Here is a 22142-nt window from a genome sequence, read left to right as displayed (position 1 = left end):
TTTCTTCCGAAAAGAACCGTAGTTTACTGATATAAATTAGGCAGAAACCCCGTAACTTTAGTCATGGGATGAATGCCTTTATTTTGCTATAATTTGATTACGGAAAAGTGGTGAAAAGATGCTAAAAGGCATTAAGATTCGTTTATATCCAAACGAAAATCAAAAAATAAACTATGGCAAATGTTTGGTAATAACCGCTTTGTTTGTAATCAAATGTTAGGAATGGCTAAGCAACGCTATCGAAACAATCCAAGTAGCCAATTTATAAATGGCTATCAAATGGATGCTTTGTTAAAACGATTAAAACAAGAATATCCGTTCTTGAAGGATAGCGATTCATCAAGCTTACAAATTGTTAATCATAATCTTGATCAAGCATTTAAAATGCTATTTAAGCATCGTGGTGGTTATCCGCGGTTTAAGAGTAGACGGACAGCTAAACAAGCATATACGGGAAAATCTACGATTTCTGTGGTTGCTAAGCGTTACTTAAGATTGCCAAAGTTAGGCGTTATCAAATCTAGCAAAACTAATCAATTAACTAACTGTAAAATTAAACGTTATACTGTTAGCCATGATGCTACTGGTCGGTATTATCTATCGTTACAGTTAGAAGCACCAGAACCACTCTCACTACCTAAAACAGGTAAAAAAGTTGGCATTGATGTTGGAATAGCTGATTTAGCAATTAGTTCTGATGGAGAAAAGTTTGGTACTTTTAATGCTAAATGGTTAGAAAGACAAGCGCTCGCTTGGCAAAGCAAATATGCCAAGCGTAAACATTTAGTGACAATTGCCCAAAGGCAATGGAATCATAACCATAAAACGGTTAAAGAAGAACTGGATGACTATCAAAACTGGCAACGGGCACGAAAACAAAAGGCTCGCTATCAGCAACGGATAACAAATAAGCGAAAAGACTACTTGCATAAGCTAACAACTAATTTGGTGAAAAAGTATGACGTGATTGTCATTGAAGATTTGAAAGCCAAGAACCTTCAAAAAAATCATCATCTAGCTAAATCAATTGCTAATGCAAGTTGGTACCAATTCCGAGCGATGCTTGAATACAAATGTGCTTGGTATGGTAAGAAGCTAGTAACTGTTAAGCCAAATCTTACAACACAAACCTGCCACCAATGTGGCTTTGTGATGGGGAAACATGGTAGTTCCAAGATTGTTCTTGGCGAAGAAGAATGGACCTGTCCTAAGTGTGGGATTTATCATGATAGAGATATTAATGCGGCAGTTGATATCTTAAACAAAGGAATAAACGCTATTAGCTAGGAACTAGCCATGGTAAAAGAGTGAAGTTCCGTAAGTTAGGTATTGTGAATACACATGTAAAATCCTAAATACTACTTCATGTTCCCAGAAACCACTGACTTTAGTCGGTGTGTAGTTCATTAAATTTCTGGTATCTACAGTAAAGTCTGGTATTCTGGACAGTGAAACAATTATTTCTGGAAGGAACCGATTAAATGTTTAAATTAACTAAGCAGTGGCAAATCCGCATTTTCTTTTGGATTGCGATTATTCTCCTTAAGCTTTTCATGCCTAAGCCGTTTAACTTCATGGCTTTCAACGTTTTTCTTGCTTATATCCCGGTAGAAATTGGCTTTCAGTTACCACGGTTCAATGATCGGCGAGCACTAGCTTTTTGGGCTGGTCTGATTATTTGGTTATTATTTTATCCTAATACCCCATACGTCATGACCGACCTCTTTCACCTTTCCTGGCTCAATCCCCATACTAGTATTAATGGGATTCTCAAGTCAGATCCTCATATTTGGCTGATTTTTGCGATCATGGTTCTCTGTGCCGTCAGTTGCCTTTTCTTCGGTTTACTTTCATTAGATCAAGTCAGCCACCAACTTACTGAACTGATTACTCCTAAACACCCGAAGCTAAAATTTGGGTGGATTATTCTCTTTTCATTTATTTCCAGTATTGGGATCTACATTGGCCGCTTCCTCCGTCTCCATTCCATCTACCTCTTTTTCACCCCAAGTTGGTTTTTCCACCAACTCATGTCTATCTGGTCAATTAACATGTTAAAGTTCACCCTCATTCTCACCTGCCTCCAAATTCTTTCCTATTGGATCCTCAAAACAGTGCAGAATACAAGGTTTAGAGTGTGAGTCCGTTAAAACCTTCCGGTGGCTAACGATTTCTCCACCGAACGCCGCCTCGTCGTCAGAGGTGGAGTTCGTTAGCTCGAGGAAGGTTAGGGCGAACTCATTTTGACTCTGCTGCAATAAAAAACTATCTCAACAAAAAAAGTAAGGGGCTGTGACATAAGCCCTACTATATAGATAAAGCACGAACAGTGCAGTACACAAATGACTTCTGTCACGCTCCCTTACTTTTTATTAATCGCGTCCAATAATCCGGACTTCTGTTTCGAGATAAACACCAAACTTCTCTTTGACAACCTTTTGAACATGGTGGATAACATTCAAGTAATCAGTAGCTGTCCCGTTGTTGATATTAACAATAAAGCCAGCATGCTTCTTTGACACTTGGACACCACCTGAAGTGTAACCTTGAAGGCCAGCATCATGAATTAATTTACCAGCAAAATATCCCTTTGGTCGCTTAAAGACACTCCCACAAGATGGCAGCTCTAATGGTTGCTTAGCTGCCCGACGAGCATTAAGATCATCCATTTGGGCAGTAATCTCTTCTTTGTTACCCGGCTTTAAACCAAAGGAGGCTTCTAGCACAACCCCGTTATTGTCCTGAACGCTACTGTGTCGGTAACCAAAGTCTAGTGCTTCGTTATTTAGTTCTTGAATCTCACCAGTTGGTAACATAATCGTTGCTGACTTAACAACAAATTGTGTCTCTCCACCATATGCTCCGGCGTTCATAAAGACCGCCCCGCCAACACTTCCAGGAATCCCGGCAGCAAACTCTAAGCCAGTCAAACTGTGATCCCGGGCTACTTGAGTTGTTTTAATATAAGTAGCACCAGCTTGGGCCTTAACTACATTACCTTCAACCTTAATCTGATTCATCTTCGTAACAATCATTACCAAGCCAGCAATCCCACCATCACGAACAATCAAATTACTGGCGTTTCCGATGACAGTTAACGGAATATCGTTTTCCTGGACAAAATCAACTAATTGTTGAACCTGTTCAACACTTTCTGGAAAAGCTAGCCAATCAGCCTTGCCACCAGTATGAGTAAAAGTATACTTTGAAAGTGGTTCTTGCTTTTTTATATCAATCTCAGGAAATTCTTTAATTAAATCAACTACCATTGCTTCGTCGTCCTTTATTTTGTTTTAATAATATTGTATCATGTTTGTTCAATAAACTTTTGCAATCTACACAAAATTATTGTTAGAATTAATTATATTATTAATAATTTAACTATTGAAAGGAGAGCCTGCTTCGTGAACTTCATCGCGATGGATTTTGAAACTGCAAGCGGCAAACGTTATAGCGCCTGCTCATTGGCCCTAACAATCGTTCGGGATAACCAAATCACTGACGAATTTTATACTCTAATTAATCCCCAAACTGATTTCTTCTGGCGAAACATTCAAATTCATGGCATCCATGAAAAAGATGTTCAGGATGCTCCACTATTTCCCGAAGTTTGGCAGCACATCAAGCAATTCTACCAGCCAGAGCAACTAGTAATTGCCCACAATAATAGTTTTGATAATAGCGTCTTAAAAAACACCCTTCTTCACTATGGAATCCAACCACCGACTTACCAGACTCTTGATACTGTTAAAAGCAGTCGTCAACTAATTCCCGGTCTCAGTAACTACAAGCTCAATACCGTTTGTGACGCCTTACAGATTGATCTGCACCACCACCATAACGCCCTTGATGACGCCCAGGCTTGTGCAAACATTCTGTTATATGAAGCCGAGCATTTTGGTGGCGACAAGCTCCGACCATTTATTAATTTTTATAACTAAAGGAGAACCCAATCCATGAATAACAAGACAGTTAATCTCCTGGGTGGTAATTTAACCTTAACCCAGCTTAACGCAATCTTTCAAACTATCCCCGAAGAATTCGATTTCATTGACAAACATGATATTATTCGCTGGTCGTCTGCAAATAAGCACCGACTCTTCAAGCGGACCGATGACGATTTAGGCAAGCATGTTTTGGAAGTCCATCCCGGTCACAGCCAAGAACGGGTTAAGCAAGTTCTCAAGCAAATGCATGACGGCAAACGTGGTGTTCTTAGCTTGATCATTCATTATCATGGTAAACCAGTTAATATCGCTTTCTACTCACTTCATGATAACGATGGCAAATATATTGGTTGCGTTGAAGTTACTCAAGACGTTTCAGGGCACCAAGAAAAGGGTGCTTGGTGGCATAATCTTAAACAAGTGTTTTTTAAGAAGCATTAAAAGTAACAGGGATGGAAAAAATTTTTTCATCTTCGCTATTTATTACTGAAAGTAATTAATATAATACTAAAAACGGTCCAGAGTTCGCTTTTAACGAATTCTGAACCGTATTTTAATTTAGTTATTATTTAGAATAATACGTCATCAATAAAGCAGGGCGTCCTGCGATTTGCACATGTTTTTGAACCACAAAATTCATTTTTCGATAAAGGTTAATTGCCGGAAGATTATCTTCAAACACATCCAACACTAAACCACTTAAACTACTGTAATTACTATACCAATATTGAGCTTCGTCAACTAAGAGCTGACCGATCCCCTGGCGCCAATACTTTTGGGCAACAATGACACCAAGTTCTCCCATTTCCGGTTTTTCAGCTAACCGCATTACCGTAACGATCCCGATAATTTGTTCACCTAAAATTGCTAAGAGGATTACGCAATCATCAGAGTCATTAATTACTTGTAGGTTTTCCTGTTCTTCCTTTACGGTAACTCGTTCTAAGTGCGGAATTGTTACCGCATCACTTTCGGTTGCAGCTTGCCGGAGAAAACTCAAGACTTTAGATGCGTCCTTTGGTTCTGCTAATTTAATTTTAACTGTATCTGCCAAGATTAAAGCTCCGTAACGATCTGTTCAAAGTGCTGTCCATGAGGTTCAAATTGTAGGCACCGCGTATTTTCATCATCTGTCCGCTTAAAATGAATTGCTAAAAAGTCGGCCGGCAATTCATCCGCAACAAATTGAGCCCACTCAACAACACTGACTCCATCACTATCAAAGTATTCTTCAAGTCCGAGGTCTTCTGCCCCACCATTCTCAAGTCGGTAAGCGTCCATATGATAAAGTGGTAACCGCCCATCATGATATTCCCGGACAATGGTAAAAGTCGGGCTCTTAATTAGATCTGGGATTGCTAAGCCCTTTGCAATTCCTTTAGTGAAGGTCGTTTTACCGGCTCCTAAGTCACCATCAAGTACAAGAACATCTCCCGCCTTAAGTAACCGGCCAATTTGTTCACCGAGATTAATTGTTTCTTCCCGATCAGTTAAAGTTACTTCTTTCATATTTCCATTTCTCCTTGAATTTTCTGTAACCATTGTAGCCGATTTTTTGCCTTAAAAGCAAAAAAGAAGCAAACAAAAATAAGAAGGAAACGTGATCTTCACGTAACCTTCTCATTATATCTATCTTAAATTATAGTGCTTGTGCGGCCGTGATGATAGCAACCTTGTAAGCATCATCTTCACTGCATCCCCGTGAAAGGTCAGCAATTGGTGCATTCAACCCTTGAAGGATTGGACCAACAGCAGTAAAACCACCAAGACGTTGTGCAATTTTGTAACCAATGTTTCCGGCTTCCAAGCTTGGGAAGATGAAGACATTTGCATGACCAGCGACCTTAGAATCTGGGGCCTTTAGCTTTGCAACTTCCGGAACAACGGCAGCATCAAACTGCATTTCACCATCTGCTGCAAGGTCTGGTTCCATTTCATGAACCTTCTTCACTGCTTCAGCAACTTTGGTAACCATGTCACCCTTAGCAGAACCCTTAGTAGAGAAACTAAGAAGAGCAACCTTTGGATCAATTCCAAAGAGCTTAGCAGTTTCAGCACTTTGAACAGCTACTTCAGCCATTGTTGGTGCATCCAATTCAATGTTGATCGCACAATCAGCAAAGATATAGCGTTGTTCACCCTTCTTCATTAAGAAAGCACCACTGATTCGGTGAGCGTTTGGCTTAGTCTTGATAATTTGCAAGGCAGGCCGAACAGTCGAACCAGTTGAGTGAACAGCACCAGAAACCATTCCGTCAGCTTTTCCCATGTAAACTAACATGGTCCCAAAGTAACTAACGTCTTCCAGCATCTTTTTAACTTGTTCAGGGGTGTTCTTCCCCTTCCGCCGTTCGAGCAGGGCATCAAACATTTCCTGCTTATCTGATTCTGGATAGGTCGCAGGATCGATAATTCTTAAGCCATCACTATCTAAATTATTTTGACGAGCAGTGGTCTTAATATCTTCTTCCTTACCTAAGAGAATTGGCTCTACTAAGCCATCGTTTTTCAACCGAATAGCAGCACCTAAAATCCGCTTATCAGCACCTTCAGGGAATACAATTGTCTTGCCCTTTCCCTTTATCTTTGCAGCAATTTCATCAAATAAATCCATCTACAAGAACCTCCTTGTTGGTTATCAAGCCTTACCGTCAACTATCGGTTGATCCGGTAATTGCCAATCAATTGGCTCCTCTCCCATTGCGCGAAGTGCTTCATTTGTCTTTGAAAATGGTTTTGAACCAAAGAATCCGCGGTTAGCTGAAAGCGGGCTTGGATGGGCTGACTCCAAAATGATATTAGTCTTGAGGTTAATCAGCTTTTTCTTATCCCGTGCGGCTCTTCCCCACAGAATAAAGACAACTGGTTGGGGACGCTCGGACAATGCATGAATCGCAGCATCCGTTAATTGCTCCCAACCATGCCCCTTATGAGAAAAGGCTTGGCCTGCACGAACTGTTAAGACTGAGTTCAAAAGTAAAACACCTTGATCAGCCCATTTCTTTAGGTAACCATGTTGAACCGGATGACAACCAACATCACTTTGCAACTCTTTATAGATATTCTGCAAAGATGGTGGAACCGGGATCCCTGGTAAAACTGAAAAGCTGCACCCATGGGCTTGGTGAGGACCATGGTACGGATCTTGACCTAAAATGACAACCTTAACTTTACTAAAGGGCGTCCACTCAAAAGCCTCAAAAATATGATGCATCTCCGGATAAATCGTCCGGTGACTGTATTCTTCTTTTAAGAAATTATGTAGTTGCGCATAATATGCACTTTCAAATTGGGGTTTTAAAACGTCCCACCAATCATTATGAATAAGTTGTTTCACGATTCTAGCACCTCACCTAATATTTTAGCATAAGTCGCCAATAGCCGGAACCGAAAATGAAACCGCTTCGTAAAGTTAACAATTTTATAATTAACCTGGTACAATAATGGTAATTAACTTGTCTTATAAGGAGTGGTGATTGAATGCGGCAACTTTATCTACGTGATCATGATACAGACCTCCACGGAACCACCGTGATCCGAAACTACCAAGGACGCTCATTGTATCTGTTGGTAGGTAAATGGGGAGTGCTTCATGATGTTCTCTCTTTGTATTCAATTTCTGGGGACTTACTTGCGGAAGTTAAGCAGCTTAGCTTTGGGATTATTCCGAAGTTTGCATTATATAAAGATCGACAAAAGGTTGGTACGGTTAGCAAGTCGCTTGGTTTTGTTCGCGAAGTAATTTACATCAAGGGGCTTAGTTGGGTTATTGTCGGTTCACCATTCTCCGGAAAGTACCGAGTCTTTAAGAAAAATCACCTTGTTTTCTCAATTCAACCAGTCGCATTCACTGGTGATTATTACCATGAACTAAAAGTCCAAAGAGAAGAAGATGAACCACTAGCGATCCTCATTGCCAGTGTTCTCCAACACTGGGCTCGTCGCAAGCAACCTTCCCCTCTCCGTGTTCATTGGGGCAGTGTTGCTACAGGAAATGATGCTTGTTTAGGTTACCAGATTGAACCATCACAACTTAAGAAACGTCATTAAATGAAAATAACAAAAGACATCCAGAAATGATCACTTCTGGATGTCTTTTGTGTTATTTAATTAAATTTCTCGAACTAAGCTTATGACGTCCTAGGCATCATTGCTTAGATCTGTTCGCCAGGAACTTGCTGGCTCACACTCTCTTTTAATAGTGCTTCATTACCCTTTCCATTTCACGGTTGGCTTCGCGGCGTTTGATGGATTCACGCTTGTCGTATTCATGCTTTCCTTTAGCGAGGCCAAGGAGGACCTTAGCATATCCATGCTTAATATACATTTTCAGCGGAATTAGGGTAACCCCCTTGTCTTGGAGGGCACCGGTAAGTTTATGAATTTCCTTCTTATGGAGGAGGAGTTTCCGGTTACGGAGTGGGTCCTGGTTAAAGAAGGTCCCGTTATCGTACTCACTAATATGAACATTCATTAACCAAGCTTCACCATTCCGAATTTGAGCAAAGCCATCTTTTAAGTTTACCCGGTGGGCACGGACAGATTTAATCTCAGTTCCTGTCAAAACTAACCCTGCTTCATAGGTATCTGTCACAAAATAATCATGGCGAGCCTTTTTATTCTGGGCAATTAAATTATCATTATTCTGTTTCTTTTTGGCCATGGTATCCCTCCATTAGGTCAAAATATTAGTGACGACGCTGACGACGTCCTTCAAAATCACGAGAGTTATTATGGTGACGGGTCCGACCTCGGTTAATTTGCCGATTATTCCGGTGCCCATTCTCGTGACCGTCATGCTTCCACTTTCCTTGAGTATTTCGGAAGTGTTCTTTGTTATGACCATGACGGTTATTATTGCGACGACCTCCCCGGCCACCGCGACGCCGATCATCATTATGGGGAACTCGAATCTTTGTTGTTGGGGCTTCTTCAGGATTAACTAACTCGAAGTCAACTTCACGAAGATCCTTATCAACCCGAACCAATTTAACCTTAATTGGCTGACCAATTTGGAAGATCCGGTGGTGACTACGTCCAATCAATGCCATATGCTTTTCAGAATATTCATAGTAGTCATCATTCATAACACTAATATGAATTAACCCTTCAACGGTATTTTCTAGTTCAACAAATAAACCAAACTTCATCACTGAACTAACAACAGCATCAAAGGTTTCACCAACATGGTCTTCCATGTATTCAGCCTTCTTCATGCTATCAACATCCCGTTCGGTATCAATTCCCCGTCGTTCAGTAAATGAGGCGTGTTCCGCAATTTCAGGCAAACGATCACGCCAGGCAGCCTTCGCTTTTTCACCCTTACCATATTTTTCGTACCACTTAATTAAACGGTGAACGGTGTCATCAGGGTAACGCCGAATTGGTGAAGTAAAGTGGGTGTAGTAGTTTGCGCCCAGGCCAAAGTGACCGACTTCTTCATCGTCATACTTTGCCTGTTGCATGCTCCGTAACATCATTACCTGAACCATCTGTTCTTCCGGCTTACCAGCAACTTGTTTCAGGACATTTTGAAGCATCTTTGGCTTGATATTATTAACATCTCCATGAGCATTAATCCCGAAGACACTCAGGAATTCGAAGAAGGATTTAATCTTTTCGTTATCTGGTTGTTCGTGGATCCGGTAAAGGAACGGCACGTGTTCTTTGTAATAATGCTCAGCAACAGTTTCATTGGCAGCCAACATAAATGATTCGATCATCCGTTCAGCCAAGCCCCGTTCCCGAAGTTGAATATCGGTTGGGTGTCCCTTGTCATCAACAATGATCTTTGCTTCTGGAGCTTCAAAATCAATTGCCCCGCGACGTTTCCGGGCATTTAAGAGGATCTTGTGAATATCCCGCATAGTTTCAAACATTGGGACTAGATCTTTATATTCAGCCATCGTTTTGGCATCGTGGGATTCCAAAATCCGGTTAACTGCCTTATAAGTCATCCGGGCATGTGACCGCATCACACTTGGGAAAATCCGGTGTTTAACAATCCGTCCCTGTTCATCAATCTCCATTTCACAACTCATTGAAAGTCGTTCTTCTCCAGGATTTAACGAACAGATACCGTTAGAAAGTCGCTTAGGCAGCATTGGAACTACCCGGTCAGTTAAGTAAACGGAAGTCCCCCGTTTAAATGCTTCCTTATCAAGAGCAGAACCTGGTTTTACGTAGTGACTAACATCAGCAATGTGAACCCCAAGGTGGTAGTGACCGTTATCCATCTTCCAAGCGACAACCGCATCATCCAAGTCTTTTGACTCAATGGCATCAATTGTCACAAGTGGTTGATCAGTGATGTCTTCCCGTCCCTTCTTTTCTTCAGGAAGGACTTTTAACGGGATCTTATTCGCTTCGTCCATTACTTCTTTTGGAAATTCATGAGGAACATCATGGGCATAGATTACCGAGAGAATATCAATTCCTGGTTCATCTTTATCCCCGATTACTTCGTTAATTGCCCCGGTCATAACTTGGGGAACTTCATCATCAGGGTAGGTAGCAACAGTTGCAGTTACTACTTGACCGTCCATTGGCTTGAGGCCCTTATCGTTGACGAAGAAGCGGTAATTAGAAAGTTTTTTATCCTTGAGGAGGATTTCACCAATATAATCCCCAACAGTTTCCTGCTTAAATTCACCAACAATCTGATCGTAATTGTGTTCAACGATCTTAACGACTTGACCTTCCGGACCCTGATCACTCCCCGGCTTAGCAGGACGCAGGATTTTAACTTCAACCTGATCACCATTCAAAGCGTGCATTGTGTGATCGGGATTGATATACATATCCGGCAAATCAGGATCGTAATCAACAAAGCCAAATCCCTTATCATTAGCATGGAAGGTCCCAACAATCGCTTGTGGCTTAATTATTGCTTTAAATTCTCCTCGATCCGTTACTTCAACTTGCTTCTCTCGTTCAAGTTCGGCAAGCGTCTGGACGATTGGCGTAAAGGATTCAGCATCGTCCATTTTTAATGCCCGACCTAACTTTTCTGCAGAAAAGCTAACGTTAGCATTATCCTTTAGATAATCTAATATCTGATCTTTTAATTTTGTTTTTGTTGTCATATTACACCTCAAATATTTTTTGTAAGAAGTTAGTAACATCAGCAAATAATTGCTGGTGGGCATCATTAACGGTAAGGACGTGGCCTGCTTGTGGGTAATAATGGTAATCAACCGGTGTCCCCTGCGCTAATAATTTATTTCTTAATTCTTCTCCAGAGTGCGGATCAATCATCTCGTCTTTTCCTCCCTGACCAATAAAAAATGGCTGGTGGATTTGATCAAGGTGTTGATCGATTTCTCGTGTCATTTGACTAATTTCGGTTAATTGCTTAGGTAACAATTGATTAATTTCTGTAATTCGCTCAGTAATTTGTTGCGGGCTTAATCCGGCTTTCTGGTAGTAAGCAGCAGCTAGCCGAGGGAAAAACTGAGGTACGTTAGACTTGCCCCAGCTAGTTACAGGAGAAGCAAACACGCCTCCCCCAGCTAAACTTGGCTCATTTTCTAACGCCTTCGTTGCTAGTAACCCTCCTAATGATAGACCTAGAACCGCTATTTTTTCCATTCGTAAGTCTTTTAGCTTGCGAATTGCAAATTGCGTATCCGCCCACCAATCATCTGGACTACTCTTTTTTAGAACAGTAAGGGGATCACTACCATGTCCCGTAAATACTGGAGCATAAATCGTATAATTCTGTCTTTCTAGGTGCCGTGCAAGCATTCGCATGTCCGCACTGCTACTTGTATATGAATGAAGCAAAACAACACCAAAGCGCCCGTGCGGAAATAAAAAGGGCTTGCCCGAACTAACTTCCATTATTTCTTACTCCTTAAAATAAAAAAGGCCTCCTGAATACATGATACAGGAGGCATCGCTACTCTAGTGTGATGAAACGAAAACCAAGGCTAAAGCAAGGATAAAGAAAATTGCTCCACAAATTGTAGTAACAACTTGCATTACCGCTTCAAAACCACGAGCCTTACGCCGTGAGAATAGGTCTCCAGCACCACCGCTTAAAGCAGACATTGCATCATTATCGTTTTTAGCTGGTTGCATCATTACACATGCAATCAAAACTACACAGTCTATTAAAAATAAAGTCATTAATGTGTTATACAAGGATTTTTCCTCCTAATAATTGCCCACTATATCTAGTACAGAATAACATATTATTTAACTAATTTCTACATTTTTGGCGCGTGAGATGCTCGCTCCAATATTTCTTGTAGTTTGTTCTTATCAGAAATATTTGCTTGAATTACAAGAGTATCCCCTGCTAATAAAACCGTCTTCCCGTTTGGAATAATCTTATCTTCTCCACGGTAAACCAAAGAAACAATACAGTCAGCTGGCCAGTTATAATCTGCAATCTTACAACCATCTAGCTCAGAACCTGGATAAATTGATACAGAAAGTGTTTCCTGGTGAAGCGGCTTTTTCTCGGCCCGTAATCCAATAAAGTTCTCAAACATTTCAGTATAAACCGGCTTACCGTGAAGGGCATCGACCACCAGGTAAGCGATAATTGAAACCATTGCTAATGGCATTAAGTGAGCTAGTGAACCAACCATTTCAGTAATAAGGAGGATTGCGGTAAACGGTGCTTTACTAATGCAGGCAAAGTAACCGGCCATCGCATAAATAATAAAGTTTGGTAGGTATTGAATTGGAAGGATCCCCAAATTAGTCATCAAGGCACAATAAGCTGCACCAAGAACAGCTCCTAACGTCAAAATTGGAAGGAAAATCCCCCCTGGCAACTGGCTCCCGTAACTAACCATTGAAAAGACAAAGCGTAGAATAAAGAGTCCCACGAAAAGAGAGAGTGAAAATGGTAAGAGGCGTAATTCCGCGATTAACTGGTTACCACCGCCAAGGGTATAAGGAAGGTACCAGGCAACCGGGATAACTAGGAGGAACGGGATGATTGGGTAAGCTGTAGGTTTGAGCCAAGTGAGTTTACCAGACCAGTAATCAAGATGTAAAATCACAACCTGATAAAGACGACCAAGAAATCCCAGAATAACCCCTAAAACAATCAAGTGCCAATATAAGCCAACTGGCAATTCATAATGGTAAGGAACGTTCAATACCGGCTTAAGCCCAAAAATAGTCATTGAAACCATGTTTGAACACAGGGAACTGATGAAGGTTGCCAACCAAATTAACGGTGAAAAGTTATGGTAGACTTCTTCAAGAATAAAAATGGTACTGGCAATTGGCGCATTAAAGGCTGCTGCTAGTCCCGCAGCTGCCCCACTTGCAATCCCAACTCGTCGGTTTAGTGAATCCACATGTGCCGTTTCAGCGACTCCTTGGCCAATTGTTGCCCCCAATTGAATAGAAGGTCCTTCACGGCCAAGAAATAGTCCTGAGCCAATTGCAAAGATTCCACCAAGGTATTTCCGCCAAAGAACTGGCCACCATTTTTCCTCAAATTGACACTTTAGTTGTCCCTCAACTTGAGGAATCCCAGACCCCTTAATATTTGGGTACCGTTGTGCCAAATCACCTAAGATTAACGCCAAAATAACAGAGCCAACCGCCCAATAAATTAGTCCAGTCGGATGATGGTGGAAATAGGTAAAACTAATCTGAACAAATTGCAAAAAGTGTTGAATAATTAGTCGAAATGTACTAACCACTAACCCTGTTAATAATCCAATAATGATTGCACGAATCATTTGCTTAACTTGGCTATTTTGGTTGGTAATTACTTTTTTATCCATTCTTTCCCCTGACTTTCCTCAAAAGATACACCAAAATATTGTACTACACCAATTAAGATAAAAAAATAATGAAGGTGAGAAAAAACGTTTTGTTTTTTCTCACCCTCATTCTGTCACTAATAGTCTCCAAACTTATAGAGTCTAACGCAGCGGAGCAAGCCTATTTGGCTACGAACGATTCCGATGATTTAATCATCATTCATCGTTCTAGGTTAGCCAATCAGGCTCTCGAGAAGGTTAGTTCCCAGCTTCCCCTAATTTAAATTATTTAGCTGTCGATTTACTTAAGCCGTGACGAATCAAGTAAACAGTCGTTGCAACAATTAAGACAAGTGCCCCAACAATAACCGAAATCCGTGTATCAGGATTAATAAACATAAAGATCACGATTACAATCAGCATTATAAATGCAAAGTAATTAGAGAATGGGTAAAGGGGCAACTTAAATGGGTGATCTGTCATTAAGTCGGAATTATTTTTCCGAAAACGTAATTCAGCAAGTAAAATTACAAACCACGGAATCATCCCAGGTAAGACGGATGAACTAAAGACAACAACAAACATATCAGATGTCGAATGGCTGTAAGTCGATGAAATCATATCAATAATGAACCCGATTAAGATCCCACCAGAAATTCCTAAGATCGCTGCATCCGGAACAATCCGTTTAGAAAGACGACCAAAAATCTTTGGCGCATCCCCTTCATGCGAGAGTTTAAATAACATTCGGCTTGAACTATAAATCCCAGAGTTAGCACCAGAAAGGGCAGCCGTTAAAACAACAAAGTTAATAATGGATGCTGCTGCAGTAATCCCAACCTTAGCGAAAGTCGAAACAAATGGTGAACCAACACTGCTCAGCTTATCCCACGGGTAAATCGTGACAATTACGAAAATAGCACCGACATAGAAGATTAGAATCCGGAAAAGGACAGACTTAACAGATTTAACAATTGCTTCTTGTGGATCGGCAACTTCTCCGGCAGAAATCCCTAACAATTCAATTCCTTCATATGAACCCACAATGATTGACATTGAGAAGAAGAAACCACTAATCCCACCGGTAAAGAAACCTCCATGTGCCCATAAATTACTAAAGCCTGTCGGATGGCCACCATTACCAAAGCCAAAAAGGATCACCATAAAGCCAAGGAAAATCATAAAAATAATGGTAACGACCTTAATCATCGCAAACCAAAATTCAAGTGAACCGTACGCCTTAGCACTAGCAAGGTTAGCTAACACTAAAAAGATAATGATTATAACTCCGGCAATCCATGTATGCATATGCGGCCACCAAAATTTTAGGTATTCCGTTGCCGCAACCACTTCTGACATTCCCACTACGATGTACTCAAAGACATTCGCCCACTTGGCAAGGTAACCAGCAAGGGGATGAACATATTCGGTAGCATAATCCGCAAAGGAACCAGTTCCTGGATTAATATAAATCATTTCTCCTAAGGCCCGCATAACGACATAAAGGATTAAGCCAACGAATGCATACGCTAAAAGGACTGAAGGCCCCGTCCACTTAATCGTTGAGGTTGATCCCATAAACAAGCCAACACCGATAGCGCCACCTAAGGAAATCATTTCCATTTGGTTAGCCGTCATCGATCGCCGCAACTTTGGCGCAGAATCTTTCATTAGTATCAAATTCCTTTCTCAAACTATAGCTTTTCAAATTATATTATATGAATTACTAATTGCCAAGAGCTTTCTCATCGTTTTCTCATTATTAATTAGAATAGTTACGAAAGTAATTGTTTAACCTAAAGAAAGCAAAAATAGGTTCCTTACGCCCAGATTTAACCAGACGCAAGGAACCTATTCATATTTTAACGCTAATTAAATTAACGGTTTTCGATGTCTTGACGAGCTTGTTCACTCAAATTGTAGAATGAGTGGATACCCTTGTATTGAGCAACGTCACCAAGTTGATCTTCAATCCGCATTAATTGGTTGTACTTAGCAAGACGGTCAGTCCGGCTCATTGAACCAGTCTTGATTTGTCCGGCATTAGTAGCAACAACCAAGTCAGCAATGGTAGTGTCTTCAGTTTCACCAGAACGGTGTGAAACAATGGCAGTGTAACCAGCTTCCTTAGCCATTTCGATAGCTTCAACAGTTTCAGTCAAAGTACCAATTTGGTTAAGCTTGATTAAGATTGAGTTAGCAGCACCCATCTTAATACCCTTCTTAAGGTAGTCGGTGTTAGTTACGAAGAAGTCGTCACCAACAAGTTGAACCTTCTTACCAAGCTTGTTGGTAAGGGTTACCCAGTCGTCCCAGTTGTTTTCATCAATTGGGTCTTCAACAGATACTACTGGGTACTTTTCAATAATACCTGACAAGTAGTTGATCCATTCTTCAGTGGTGTATTCTTCACCAGTTGACCAACGAAGCTTGTACTTCTTGTCTTCGTCGTTCCACAATTCTGAAGCGGCAACGTCAAAGGCAATAGCAATGTCCTTACCAGGCTTGTAGCCGGCATCCTTGATAGCCTTGATCAAGTATTCGAATGGCTCTTCGTTGTTAGCAAAGTCAGGAGCGAATCCACCTTCGTCACCAACAGAAGTTACCTTACCAGCTGCTTCCAATTCCTTCTTCAAAGCGTGGAAAGTTTCTGATCCCCAACGAATTGCTTCACGAACAGTTGGTGCACCAACTGGCATGATCATGAATTCTTGGAAATCAACCTTGTTATCAGAGTGAGCACCACCGTTGATAACGTTCATCATTGGTGTTGGCAATACGTGAGCATTGAAACCACCAAGGTAGTTGTAAAGAGGAACTTGTAATTCGTCGGCAGCAGCACGAGCAGCAGCAAGTGAAACAGCCAAGATAGCGTTAGCACCTAACTTACCCTTGTTTGGAGTACCGTCTAACTTGATCATTGCCTTGTCAATTGCGATTTGGTCGGTAACTTCCATACCAACAATTTCCTTAGCAATAACGTCGTTAACGTTAGCAACGGCCTTTAATACTCCCTTACCGCCGAAACGGTTCTTATCACCGTCACGCAATTCAACGGCTTCGTGTTCACCAGTTGAGGCACCTGAAGGTACGATTCCACGGCCAACACCACCAGCTTCAGTATAAACTTCAGCTTCAACTGTAGGGTTACCACGTGAATCAAGAACTTCACGTGCATAAATATCTGTAATAAGTGACATTTGATGAATCTCTCCTCTGTCTTAAATTCGATAGCAATCGCGCTATTTCATTAATATTGTATTATTTTGTGCATCCAAAAACAAGCATTTAGTGGTTAACTAACCTTAAAAATGTTTCAGGATCTAAACTTGCACCGCCTACTAAGACCCCATCAATGTCCCGACTGGCCATCAGAGCATTGATGTTTGAAATTGTAACACTACCACCATAAAGAACTCGAACATCATCAGCAACTTCTTTTCCGTACATGTATGCAATTGTTTGCCGAATTAGGTAGCATCCTTCTTCAGCTTCATCGGGATCAGCACTTTGACCGGTACCGATTGCCCAACTTGGTTCATAAGCGATGGTTACGTGCCTAATTTCATCACTTGATAGTCCCTTGGCATCAGATAAGATCTGATTAACAACCCAATGAACCTTCTTACCAGCTGTTCGCCGGCCCATTGTGTCGTCACAGCAAACAATTGGACAAAGGTGATCAGCTAAAGCTGCCTTGATCTTCTTATTTACAGTTTCATCAGTCTCATGAAAATATTTCCGGCGCTCAGAGTGTCCAAGGATTACATGGTGAATGCCAGCTTGATATAGAGCATAGGGGCTTGTTTCCCCTGTATATGCTCCCTCATTTTTATAATAACAATTCTCAGCAGCGATTTTTAGTGGGGACCCATCAGCAGCTTCTCTCATTGAAACTAGGGATAGTGTTGGCCCTGCAAGTGCTGTTTCCAACTGATTTGCTGGCGGCAACTGATCCTTTACCTTTTTAACAAACTCAACTGATTCGGCTACCGTTTTGTTCATTTTCCAATTACCAGCAATGATCGGCACCCTCATAAAATCACTCCTTTGCACCATAACGGTATTGTGGTATAAATCATCCTCAATATGCAAATGGGTCCAACCACCCGGAACTTCCGAGTATTTGGACCCTATTGTATTTACGGGGTTTGCAGAAAGCTAGTATCGCATCAACAAACGAACTAGTAGGCTTTCTTCCCTATTATATATTACTTTTCAGAAATTGCAGCAATTCCTGGCAAAGTCTTACCTTCAAGGTAGGTTAATGAAGCCCCACCACCAGTGGAAATGTGGGTAAGCTTGTCAGCAACACCCAATTGCTTAACGGCAGCAGTTGAGTCCCCACCACCAACGATAGTAGTAGCGTCACTCAAAGTACCAAGGAACTTACCAATTTCAAGGGTTCCCTTAGCAAAGTTAGGTTTTTCAAAGACACCCATAGGACCGTTCCAAACAACAGTCTTAGCATCCTTCAATACGTCTTCAAATTCCTTGATGGACTTTGGACCAATATCAAGGGCCATCCAGCCATCATCAATGTCGCCTTCAACAACCTCGGTGTTGGCATCGTTGTCAAACTTATCAGCTACAACGTTGTCAATTGGAAGAACAAGCTTGTCGCCAGCCTTGTCGAGGATCTTCTTAGCAACATCAACCTTGTCCTTTTCAACAAGTGAGTCACCAGTCTTAATACCCTTAGCAGCGTAGAATGTGTAAGCCATTCCTCCACCGATGATGATCTTGTCGGCCTTTTCAAGAAGGTTATCAATAACACCAATCTTGTCAGATACCTTAGCACCACCAAGAATAGCAACAAATGGACGTTCAGGGTTATCAACAGCATCACCCAAGAACTTGATTTCCTTTTGCATTAAGTAACCAGCAGCAGCCTTACCTGGCATATTAGTAGCGATACCAACGTTTGAAGCGTGCTTACGGTGAGCAGTACCAAAGGCATCGTTAACGAAAACGTCACCGAGTGAAGCCCAGTACTTACCTAGTTCAGGATCATTACCCGATTCACGCTTTACATATTCGCCGTCCTTAACATCTTCATAACGAGTGTTTTGAACAAGCAATACGTCACCATCTTTAAGTTCGTTAATAGCATCTTCAAGTTCCTTACCTTCAGTAACTGGAACGAACTTAACTGGCTTATCAAGTAATTCAGAAAGACGTTCTGCAACAGCCTTCAATGACTTAGCTGGCTTGTCTTCTTCCTTCTTAATCCGGCCAAGGTGTGAGAATAAGATTGCCTTACCATTGTGTTCAATAACATACTTAATAGTTGGCAATGCAGCAACGATCCGGTTGTCATCTTCAACCTTACTACCATCGTCACTAATTGGGACATTAAAGTCGACCCGCATTAAAACCTTCTTACCTTCAAGAGGTAAATCTTCAACAGTTAATTTTGCCATGAATTATGTTTCCTCCTTCTCTGTGAAGAAAAAGGTGGTTGGAGTTTCCTCCTCCCACCTTTCATTTAGCTTATTTAAGCAATTAGATTAAAGACTTGCGAAGTGAAGCAAAGTCCGGATCATGTTGCAAGTGAAACCATTTTCGTTGTCGTACCATGCAACAGTCTTAACTAATTGAGTACCGTCTTCGCCTTCCATGATTTCGGTTTGTGATGGGTCAAATACAGAACCAAAAGTAGAACCGATAATATCACTTGAAACGATTGGGTCATCAGTGTAACCGAATGCTGGGTTATCCTTAGCAGCTTCCTTCATAGCGTTGTTAACATCATCAACAGAAACCTTCTTGTTCATGATAGTAACAAGTTCAGTTAATGAACCATCAGGAACAGCAACACGTTGTGCGTGACCTGAAAGCTTACCATTCAATTCAGGAATAACAAGACCGATAGCCTTAGCAGCACCACTTGAGTGAGGAATAGTGTTAACAGCAGCAGCACGGTTGTTACGGAACTTCTTACCACGTGGTTGGTCAAGAACAGCTTGGCTACCAGTGTAAGCGTGAACAGTAGTCATAGTACCAACCTTGATACCAAAGTTCTTATTCAACCAGTATGCCATTGGTGCAAGGCAACTAGTGGTGCATGAACCAGCTGAAACGATCTTGTCGTCAGCCTTCAAAGTATCCAAGTTAACACCAGGAACAACGGTTGGAATGTTACCAGCAGGTGCAGAAATAAGAACACGCTTTGCGCCGGCATCCAAGTGAGCTTGCGACTTTTCTGCAGAAGTGTAGAAACCAGTACATTCAAGGACAAAGTCAACACCGTCGTTCTTTACCCAAGGAATGTTACGTGCGTCACGTTCTGCGTATACAGGGTATTCCTTACCATCAACAACGATACCCTTGTCAGTTGATGAAACTTCGCCATCAAAACGACCTTGGGTTGAGTCGTACTTAAGTAAGTAAGCCAACATTTCTGGTGAAGTCAAGTCGTTAATAGCAACAACTTCGATGTCATCAGTGTTGAGTTCGTGAATACGACGGAATGCCAAACGACCAATACGGCCGAAACCATTAATACCAATCTTTACAGTCATACTGCAATTTCCTCCTTTAGGAAAACATAATTAGTGTCTTTGCTAACTCAATCACATTTACTTAATATCAACTGTAATTAAGTAATACCAAGTATTTATCTAAAATCATGACTTAGCAATTACAACCTTACGGTATTAATAATACTCACAATTCACTAACTTGTCTATTCAATTAGACCGAAAAGTTTGATTTTTCTTGTGAAAACGTTATCATTTTAAAAATTTTAAATTTATTGTTGCAATTATGTTTGAAGTAAGATAATATAATATTTGTTGACGCGCCCTTAGTGTAATGGATCGCACGTGAGATTCCGGTTCTCGAGATCCGAGTTCGACTCTCGGGGGGCGCATTTTTTATGGTGTTTGATTTTGATTACATATTTCACCTAATAAAAAGAACCGTTGCTTATAAGCAACGGTTCTTTTTATATTCAATTGTTTATATTAAAGTAAAAAAGGTTGGTAAAAATTACTCTTACCAACCTTTTTACTTTATAAAGCTAAATTACTTTTCTTCAGCTGGCTTTTCCTTAGCCCACTTACGAATAGCTTCAATCTTTTTTTCCTTTAATGCTCGCTTGTACTTAGGAGCAATTGGCCGACGACCTTGAACGCCGTATGGGTGTGCTTTACGCATAGCAAATGCCTCCTTAATATATTAAACGTAAAATAATTAACGCTCCAATTATACCGGGCACGGTCTTAAAAAGCAACCCTTCTAAAGAATCCCTAACCATTCGATCCCACTATGACAATGATTAACAGCTAAAATATTTTTCTTAAACGTACCTAGACCAATTAAATGTAATCGCCTTAAAAATCCAATAATATAAATAGCTTGTAAAGCATACCAATATGAGGTATTATATAGTCGTAATCAAGAAGGAGCTAATTAAAGAGCTCACTAATATTAAAAAGAGGTAATTTATTATGACTAAAGATATGTTCGAAGCATTCGTTAAATTCAATAATACTGACTGGACAGTTCTTGATAAAGAATCAGCTGCCACTGAATTGGCTTTAATTGCTAAAAACCTTCACTAATAATCAACAATAATTATGGTTAATTATTTTATCTCCCTCTATTAATAATTAATCAACCATTACTATTCTAAATTGATTAAGAATAAAGAAGTTACTAACTAATACTTTAAGTATCTAGTTAGTAACTTCTTTTAATTAAAGCTCCTAGTTATTTTACCGCAAAAAAGGCTAATTATTTTATAGCAAAACATTTGACCTTTTTTGACCAAACGAGTATAGTATTCACATAAGTTAGCAAATAAGACTAACAAGTGCTAAAAATAAGGGAGGCCAATTTACTATGAATTTAGTTCCAACTGTCATTGAACAATCATCTCGTGGTGAACGTGCATATGACATTTACTCACGGCTTCTAAAGGATCGGATCATTATGTTATCTGGTCCAATCGAAGACGACATGGCTAATTCAATCGTTGCGCAATTGCTTTTCTTGGATGCGCAAGACTCTACTAAAGATATTTACCTTTACATTAATTCTCCAGGTGGTGTAGTTACCTCTGGAATGGCAATTTACGATACCATGAACTTTATCAAGTCTGATGTCCAAACTATTGTTATCGGAATGGCTGCTTCAATGGCTAGTGTCTTGGTATCATCTGGTGCTAAGGGTAAGCGTTTTGGTTTGCCACACTCACAAGTCTTGATTCACCAACCATCCGGTGGTGCTCAAGGTCAACAAACTGAAATTGAAATTGCTGCTACTGAAATCTTGAAGACCCGGAAGATGATTAATGAAATTCTGGCCAAAAATTCAGGGCAACCGATAGAAAAAATTAACCGTGATACCGAACGTGATCACTACTTAACCGCTCAAGAAGCTGTTGACTATGGTCTACTTGATGGAATCATGGAAAATAATTCTAAGTTAAAGTAATTTAGTAACTAAGTTAAAA

At 40.6% G+C, this 22142-nt stretch carries 21 protein-coding genes and 1 pseudogene; 6 read left to right on the top strand and 16 right to left on the bottom strand.

The features are described 5' to 3' along the window. The first annotated feature begins 118 nt into the window (after window positions 1-118). Window positions 119-1287 (top strand): annotated as a pseudogene (locus tag NFR46_RS04955) (RNA-guided endonuclease InsQ/TnpB family protein). A gap of 194 nt (window positions 1288-1481) precedes the next feature. Next, window positions 1482-2141, top strand: a complete 660-nt coding sequence (locus NFR46_RS04950) for a DUF1361 domain-containing protein (protein ID WP_251575227.1) — start codon at window positions 1482-1484, stop codon at window positions 2139-2141. Window positions 2142-2372: 231 nt separating this feature from the next. Here NFR46_RS04950 and murB read toward each other — a convergent pair whose 3' ends face one another. Further along, on the bottom strand, window positions 2373-3269 hold the full coding sequence (murB, locus tag NFR46_RS04945) for a UDP-N-acetylmuramate dehydrogenase (protein WP_251575225.1): 897 nt from the start codon (window positions 3267-3269) through the stop codon (window positions 2373-2375). A gap of 135 nt (window positions 3270-3404) precedes the next feature. Here murB and NFR46_RS04940 point away from each other — a divergent pair, with 135 nt between their 5' ends. Beyond that, window positions 3405-3941: a 3'-5' exonuclease gene (locus tag NFR46_RS04940; RefSeq protein WP_251575219.1), complete on the top strand. Its 537-nt coding sequence runs from the start codon at window positions 3405-3407 to the stop codon at window positions 3939-3941. A 15-nt stretch (window positions 3942-3956) separates the two neighbouring features. Further along, the gene (locus NFR46_RS04935) at window positions 3957-4388 is read left to right on the top strand and encodes a PAS domain-containing protein (RefSeq protein ID WP_251575218.1); all 432 of its coding nucleotides are present in this window, start codon (window positions 3957-3959) and stop codon (window positions 4386-4388) included. 124 nt (window positions 4389-4512) lie between these two features. On the opposite strand, the gene NFR46_RS04930 is transcribed toward NFR46_RS04935, so the two are convergent. From NFR46_RS04930 to NFR46_RS04915, 4 genes are all read right to left on the bottom strand, one after another. Further along, entirely contained in the window at window positions 4513-5001 is a 489-nt protein-coding gene (locus NFR46_RS04930) for a GNAT family N-acetyltransferase (RefSeq protein WP_251575217.1), read from the bottom strand. Window positions 5002-5003: 2 nt separating this feature from the next. Further along, window positions 5004-5456 carry a tRNA (adenosine(37)-N6)-threonylcarbamoyltransferase complex ATPase subunit type 1 TsaE gene (gene tsaE / locus NFR46_RS04925; RefSeq protein WP_251575215.1) on the bottom strand — a complete coding sequence of 151 codons (453 nt, stop codon included), beginning with the start codon at window positions 5454-5456 and terminating at the stop codon, window positions 5004-5006. A 130-nt stretch (window positions 5457-5586) separates the two neighbouring features. Further along, window positions 5587-6561 carry a phosphate acetyltransferase gene (gene pta / locus NFR46_RS04920; RefSeq protein ID WP_251575213.1) on the bottom strand — a complete coding sequence of 325 codons (975 nt, stop codon included), beginning with the start codon at window positions 6559-6561 and terminating at the stop codon, window positions 5587-5589. 24 nt (window positions 6562-6585) lie between these two features. Then, complete coding sequence (locus NFR46_RS04915; RefSeq protein ID WP_003717611.1) at window positions 6586-7284, bottom strand: uracil-DNA glycosylase; 699 nt, start codon at window positions 7282-7284, stop codon at window positions 6586-6588. A gap of 143 nt (window positions 7285-7427) precedes the next feature. On the opposite strand from NFR46_RS04915, the gene NFR46_RS04910 reads away from it, so the two are divergent. Then, a complete protein-coding gene (locus NFR46_RS04910; protein WP_251575210.1) occupies window positions 7428-7997 on the top strand; it encodes an LURP-one-related/scramblase family protein in 570 nt (189 codons plus the stop codon). Window positions 7998-8142: 145 nt separating this feature from the next. On the opposite strand, the gene smpB is transcribed toward NFR46_RS04910, so the two are convergent. The 11 genes from smpB to NFR46_RS09395 all read right to left on the bottom strand — a co-directional run bounded on the left by smpB (window position 8143) and on the right by NFR46_RS09395 (window position 20842). Beyond that, window positions 8143-8610, bottom strand: coding sequence for an SsrA-binding protein SmpB (smpB, locus tag NFR46_RS04905; protein WP_191684523.1), 468 nt, complete (start codon window positions 8608-8610; stop codon window positions 8143-8145). Between the two features lie 25 nt (window positions 8611-8635). Then, the gene (gene rnr, locus NFR46_RS04900) at window positions 8636-11032 is read right to left on the bottom strand and encodes a ribonuclease R (protein ID WP_251575208.1); all 2397 of its coding nucleotides are present in this window, start codon (window positions 11030-11032) and stop codon (window positions 8636-8638) included. A 1-nt stretch (window position 11033) separates the two neighbouring features. Beyond that, on the bottom strand, window positions 11034-11789 hold the full coding sequence (locus NFR46_RS04895) for an alpha/beta hydrolase (protein WP_251575202.1): 756 nt from the start codon (window positions 11787-11789) through the stop codon (window positions 11034-11036). A gap of 63 nt (window positions 11790-11852) precedes the next feature. Then, window positions 11853-12092: a preprotein translocase subunit SecG gene (secG, locus tag NFR46_RS04890; RefSeq protein ID WP_182580987.1), complete on the bottom strand. Its 240-nt coding sequence runs from the start codon at window positions 12090-12092 to the stop codon at window positions 11853-11855. Between the two features lie 65 nt (window positions 12093-12157). Beyond that, complete coding sequence (locus NFR46_RS04885) at window positions 12158-13702, bottom strand: ClC family H(+)/Cl(-) exchange transporter (protein WP_251575201.1); 1545 nt, start codon at window positions 13700-13702, stop codon at window positions 12158-12160. Window positions 13703-13966: 264 nt separating this feature from the next. Further along, window positions 13967-15352, bottom strand: coding sequence for an amino acid permease (locus NFR46_RS04880; protein WP_251575200.1), 1386 nt, complete (start codon window positions 15350-15352; stop codon window positions 13967-13969). A gap of 206 nt (window positions 15353-15558) precedes the next feature. Next, a complete protein-coding gene (gene eno, locus NFR46_RS04875) occupies window positions 15559-16881 on the bottom strand; it encodes a phosphopyruvate hydratase (protein ID WP_191684528.1) in 1323 nt (440 codons plus the stop codon). 88 nt (window positions 16882-16969) lie between these two features. Further along, entirely contained in the window at window positions 16970-17719 is a 750-nt protein-coding gene (gene tpiA, locus NFR46_RS04870; protein ID WP_251575199.1) for a triose-phosphate isomerase, read from the bottom strand. Between the two features lie 173 nt (window positions 17720-17892). Further along, window positions 17893-19104 carry a phosphoglycerate kinase gene (locus NFR46_RS04865; protein ID WP_251575198.1) on the bottom strand — a complete coding sequence of 404 codons (1212 nt, stop codon included), beginning with the start codon at window positions 19102-19104 and terminating at the stop codon, window positions 17893-17895. Between the two features lie 87 nt (window positions 19105-19191). Next, entirely contained in the window at window positions 19192-20205 is a 1014-nt protein-coding gene (gap, locus tag NFR46_RS04860) for a type I glyceraldehyde-3-phosphate dehydrogenase (protein WP_191684531.1), read from the bottom strand. Window positions 20206-20710: 505 nt separating this feature from the next. Next, window positions 20711-20842, bottom strand: a complete 132-nt coding sequence (locus tag NFR46_RS09395) for a hypothetical protein (RefSeq protein ID WP_255372237.1) — start codon at window positions 20840-20842, stop codon at window positions 20711-20713. Window positions 20843-21529: 687 nt separating this feature from the next. On the opposite strand from NFR46_RS09395, the gene clpP reads away from it, so the two are divergent. Then, a complete protein-coding gene (gene clpP / locus NFR46_RS04855) occupies window positions 21530-22123 on the top strand; it encodes an ATP-dependent Clp endopeptidase proteolytic subunit ClpP (protein ID WP_003717598.1) in 594 nt (197 codons plus the stop codon). Window positions 22124-22142: the final 19 nt, after the last annotated feature.

Source organism: Limosilactobacillus agrestimuris (assembly GCF_943193105.1).
GTDB classification, from domain to species: domain Bacteria; phylum Bacillota; class Bacilli; order Lactobacillales; family Lactobacillaceae; genus Limosilactobacillus; species Limosilactobacillus agrestimuris.
The sequence above is the reverse complement of the archived record's forward strand: the minus strand, read 5'-3'. Positions and strand labels throughout refer to the sequence as shown.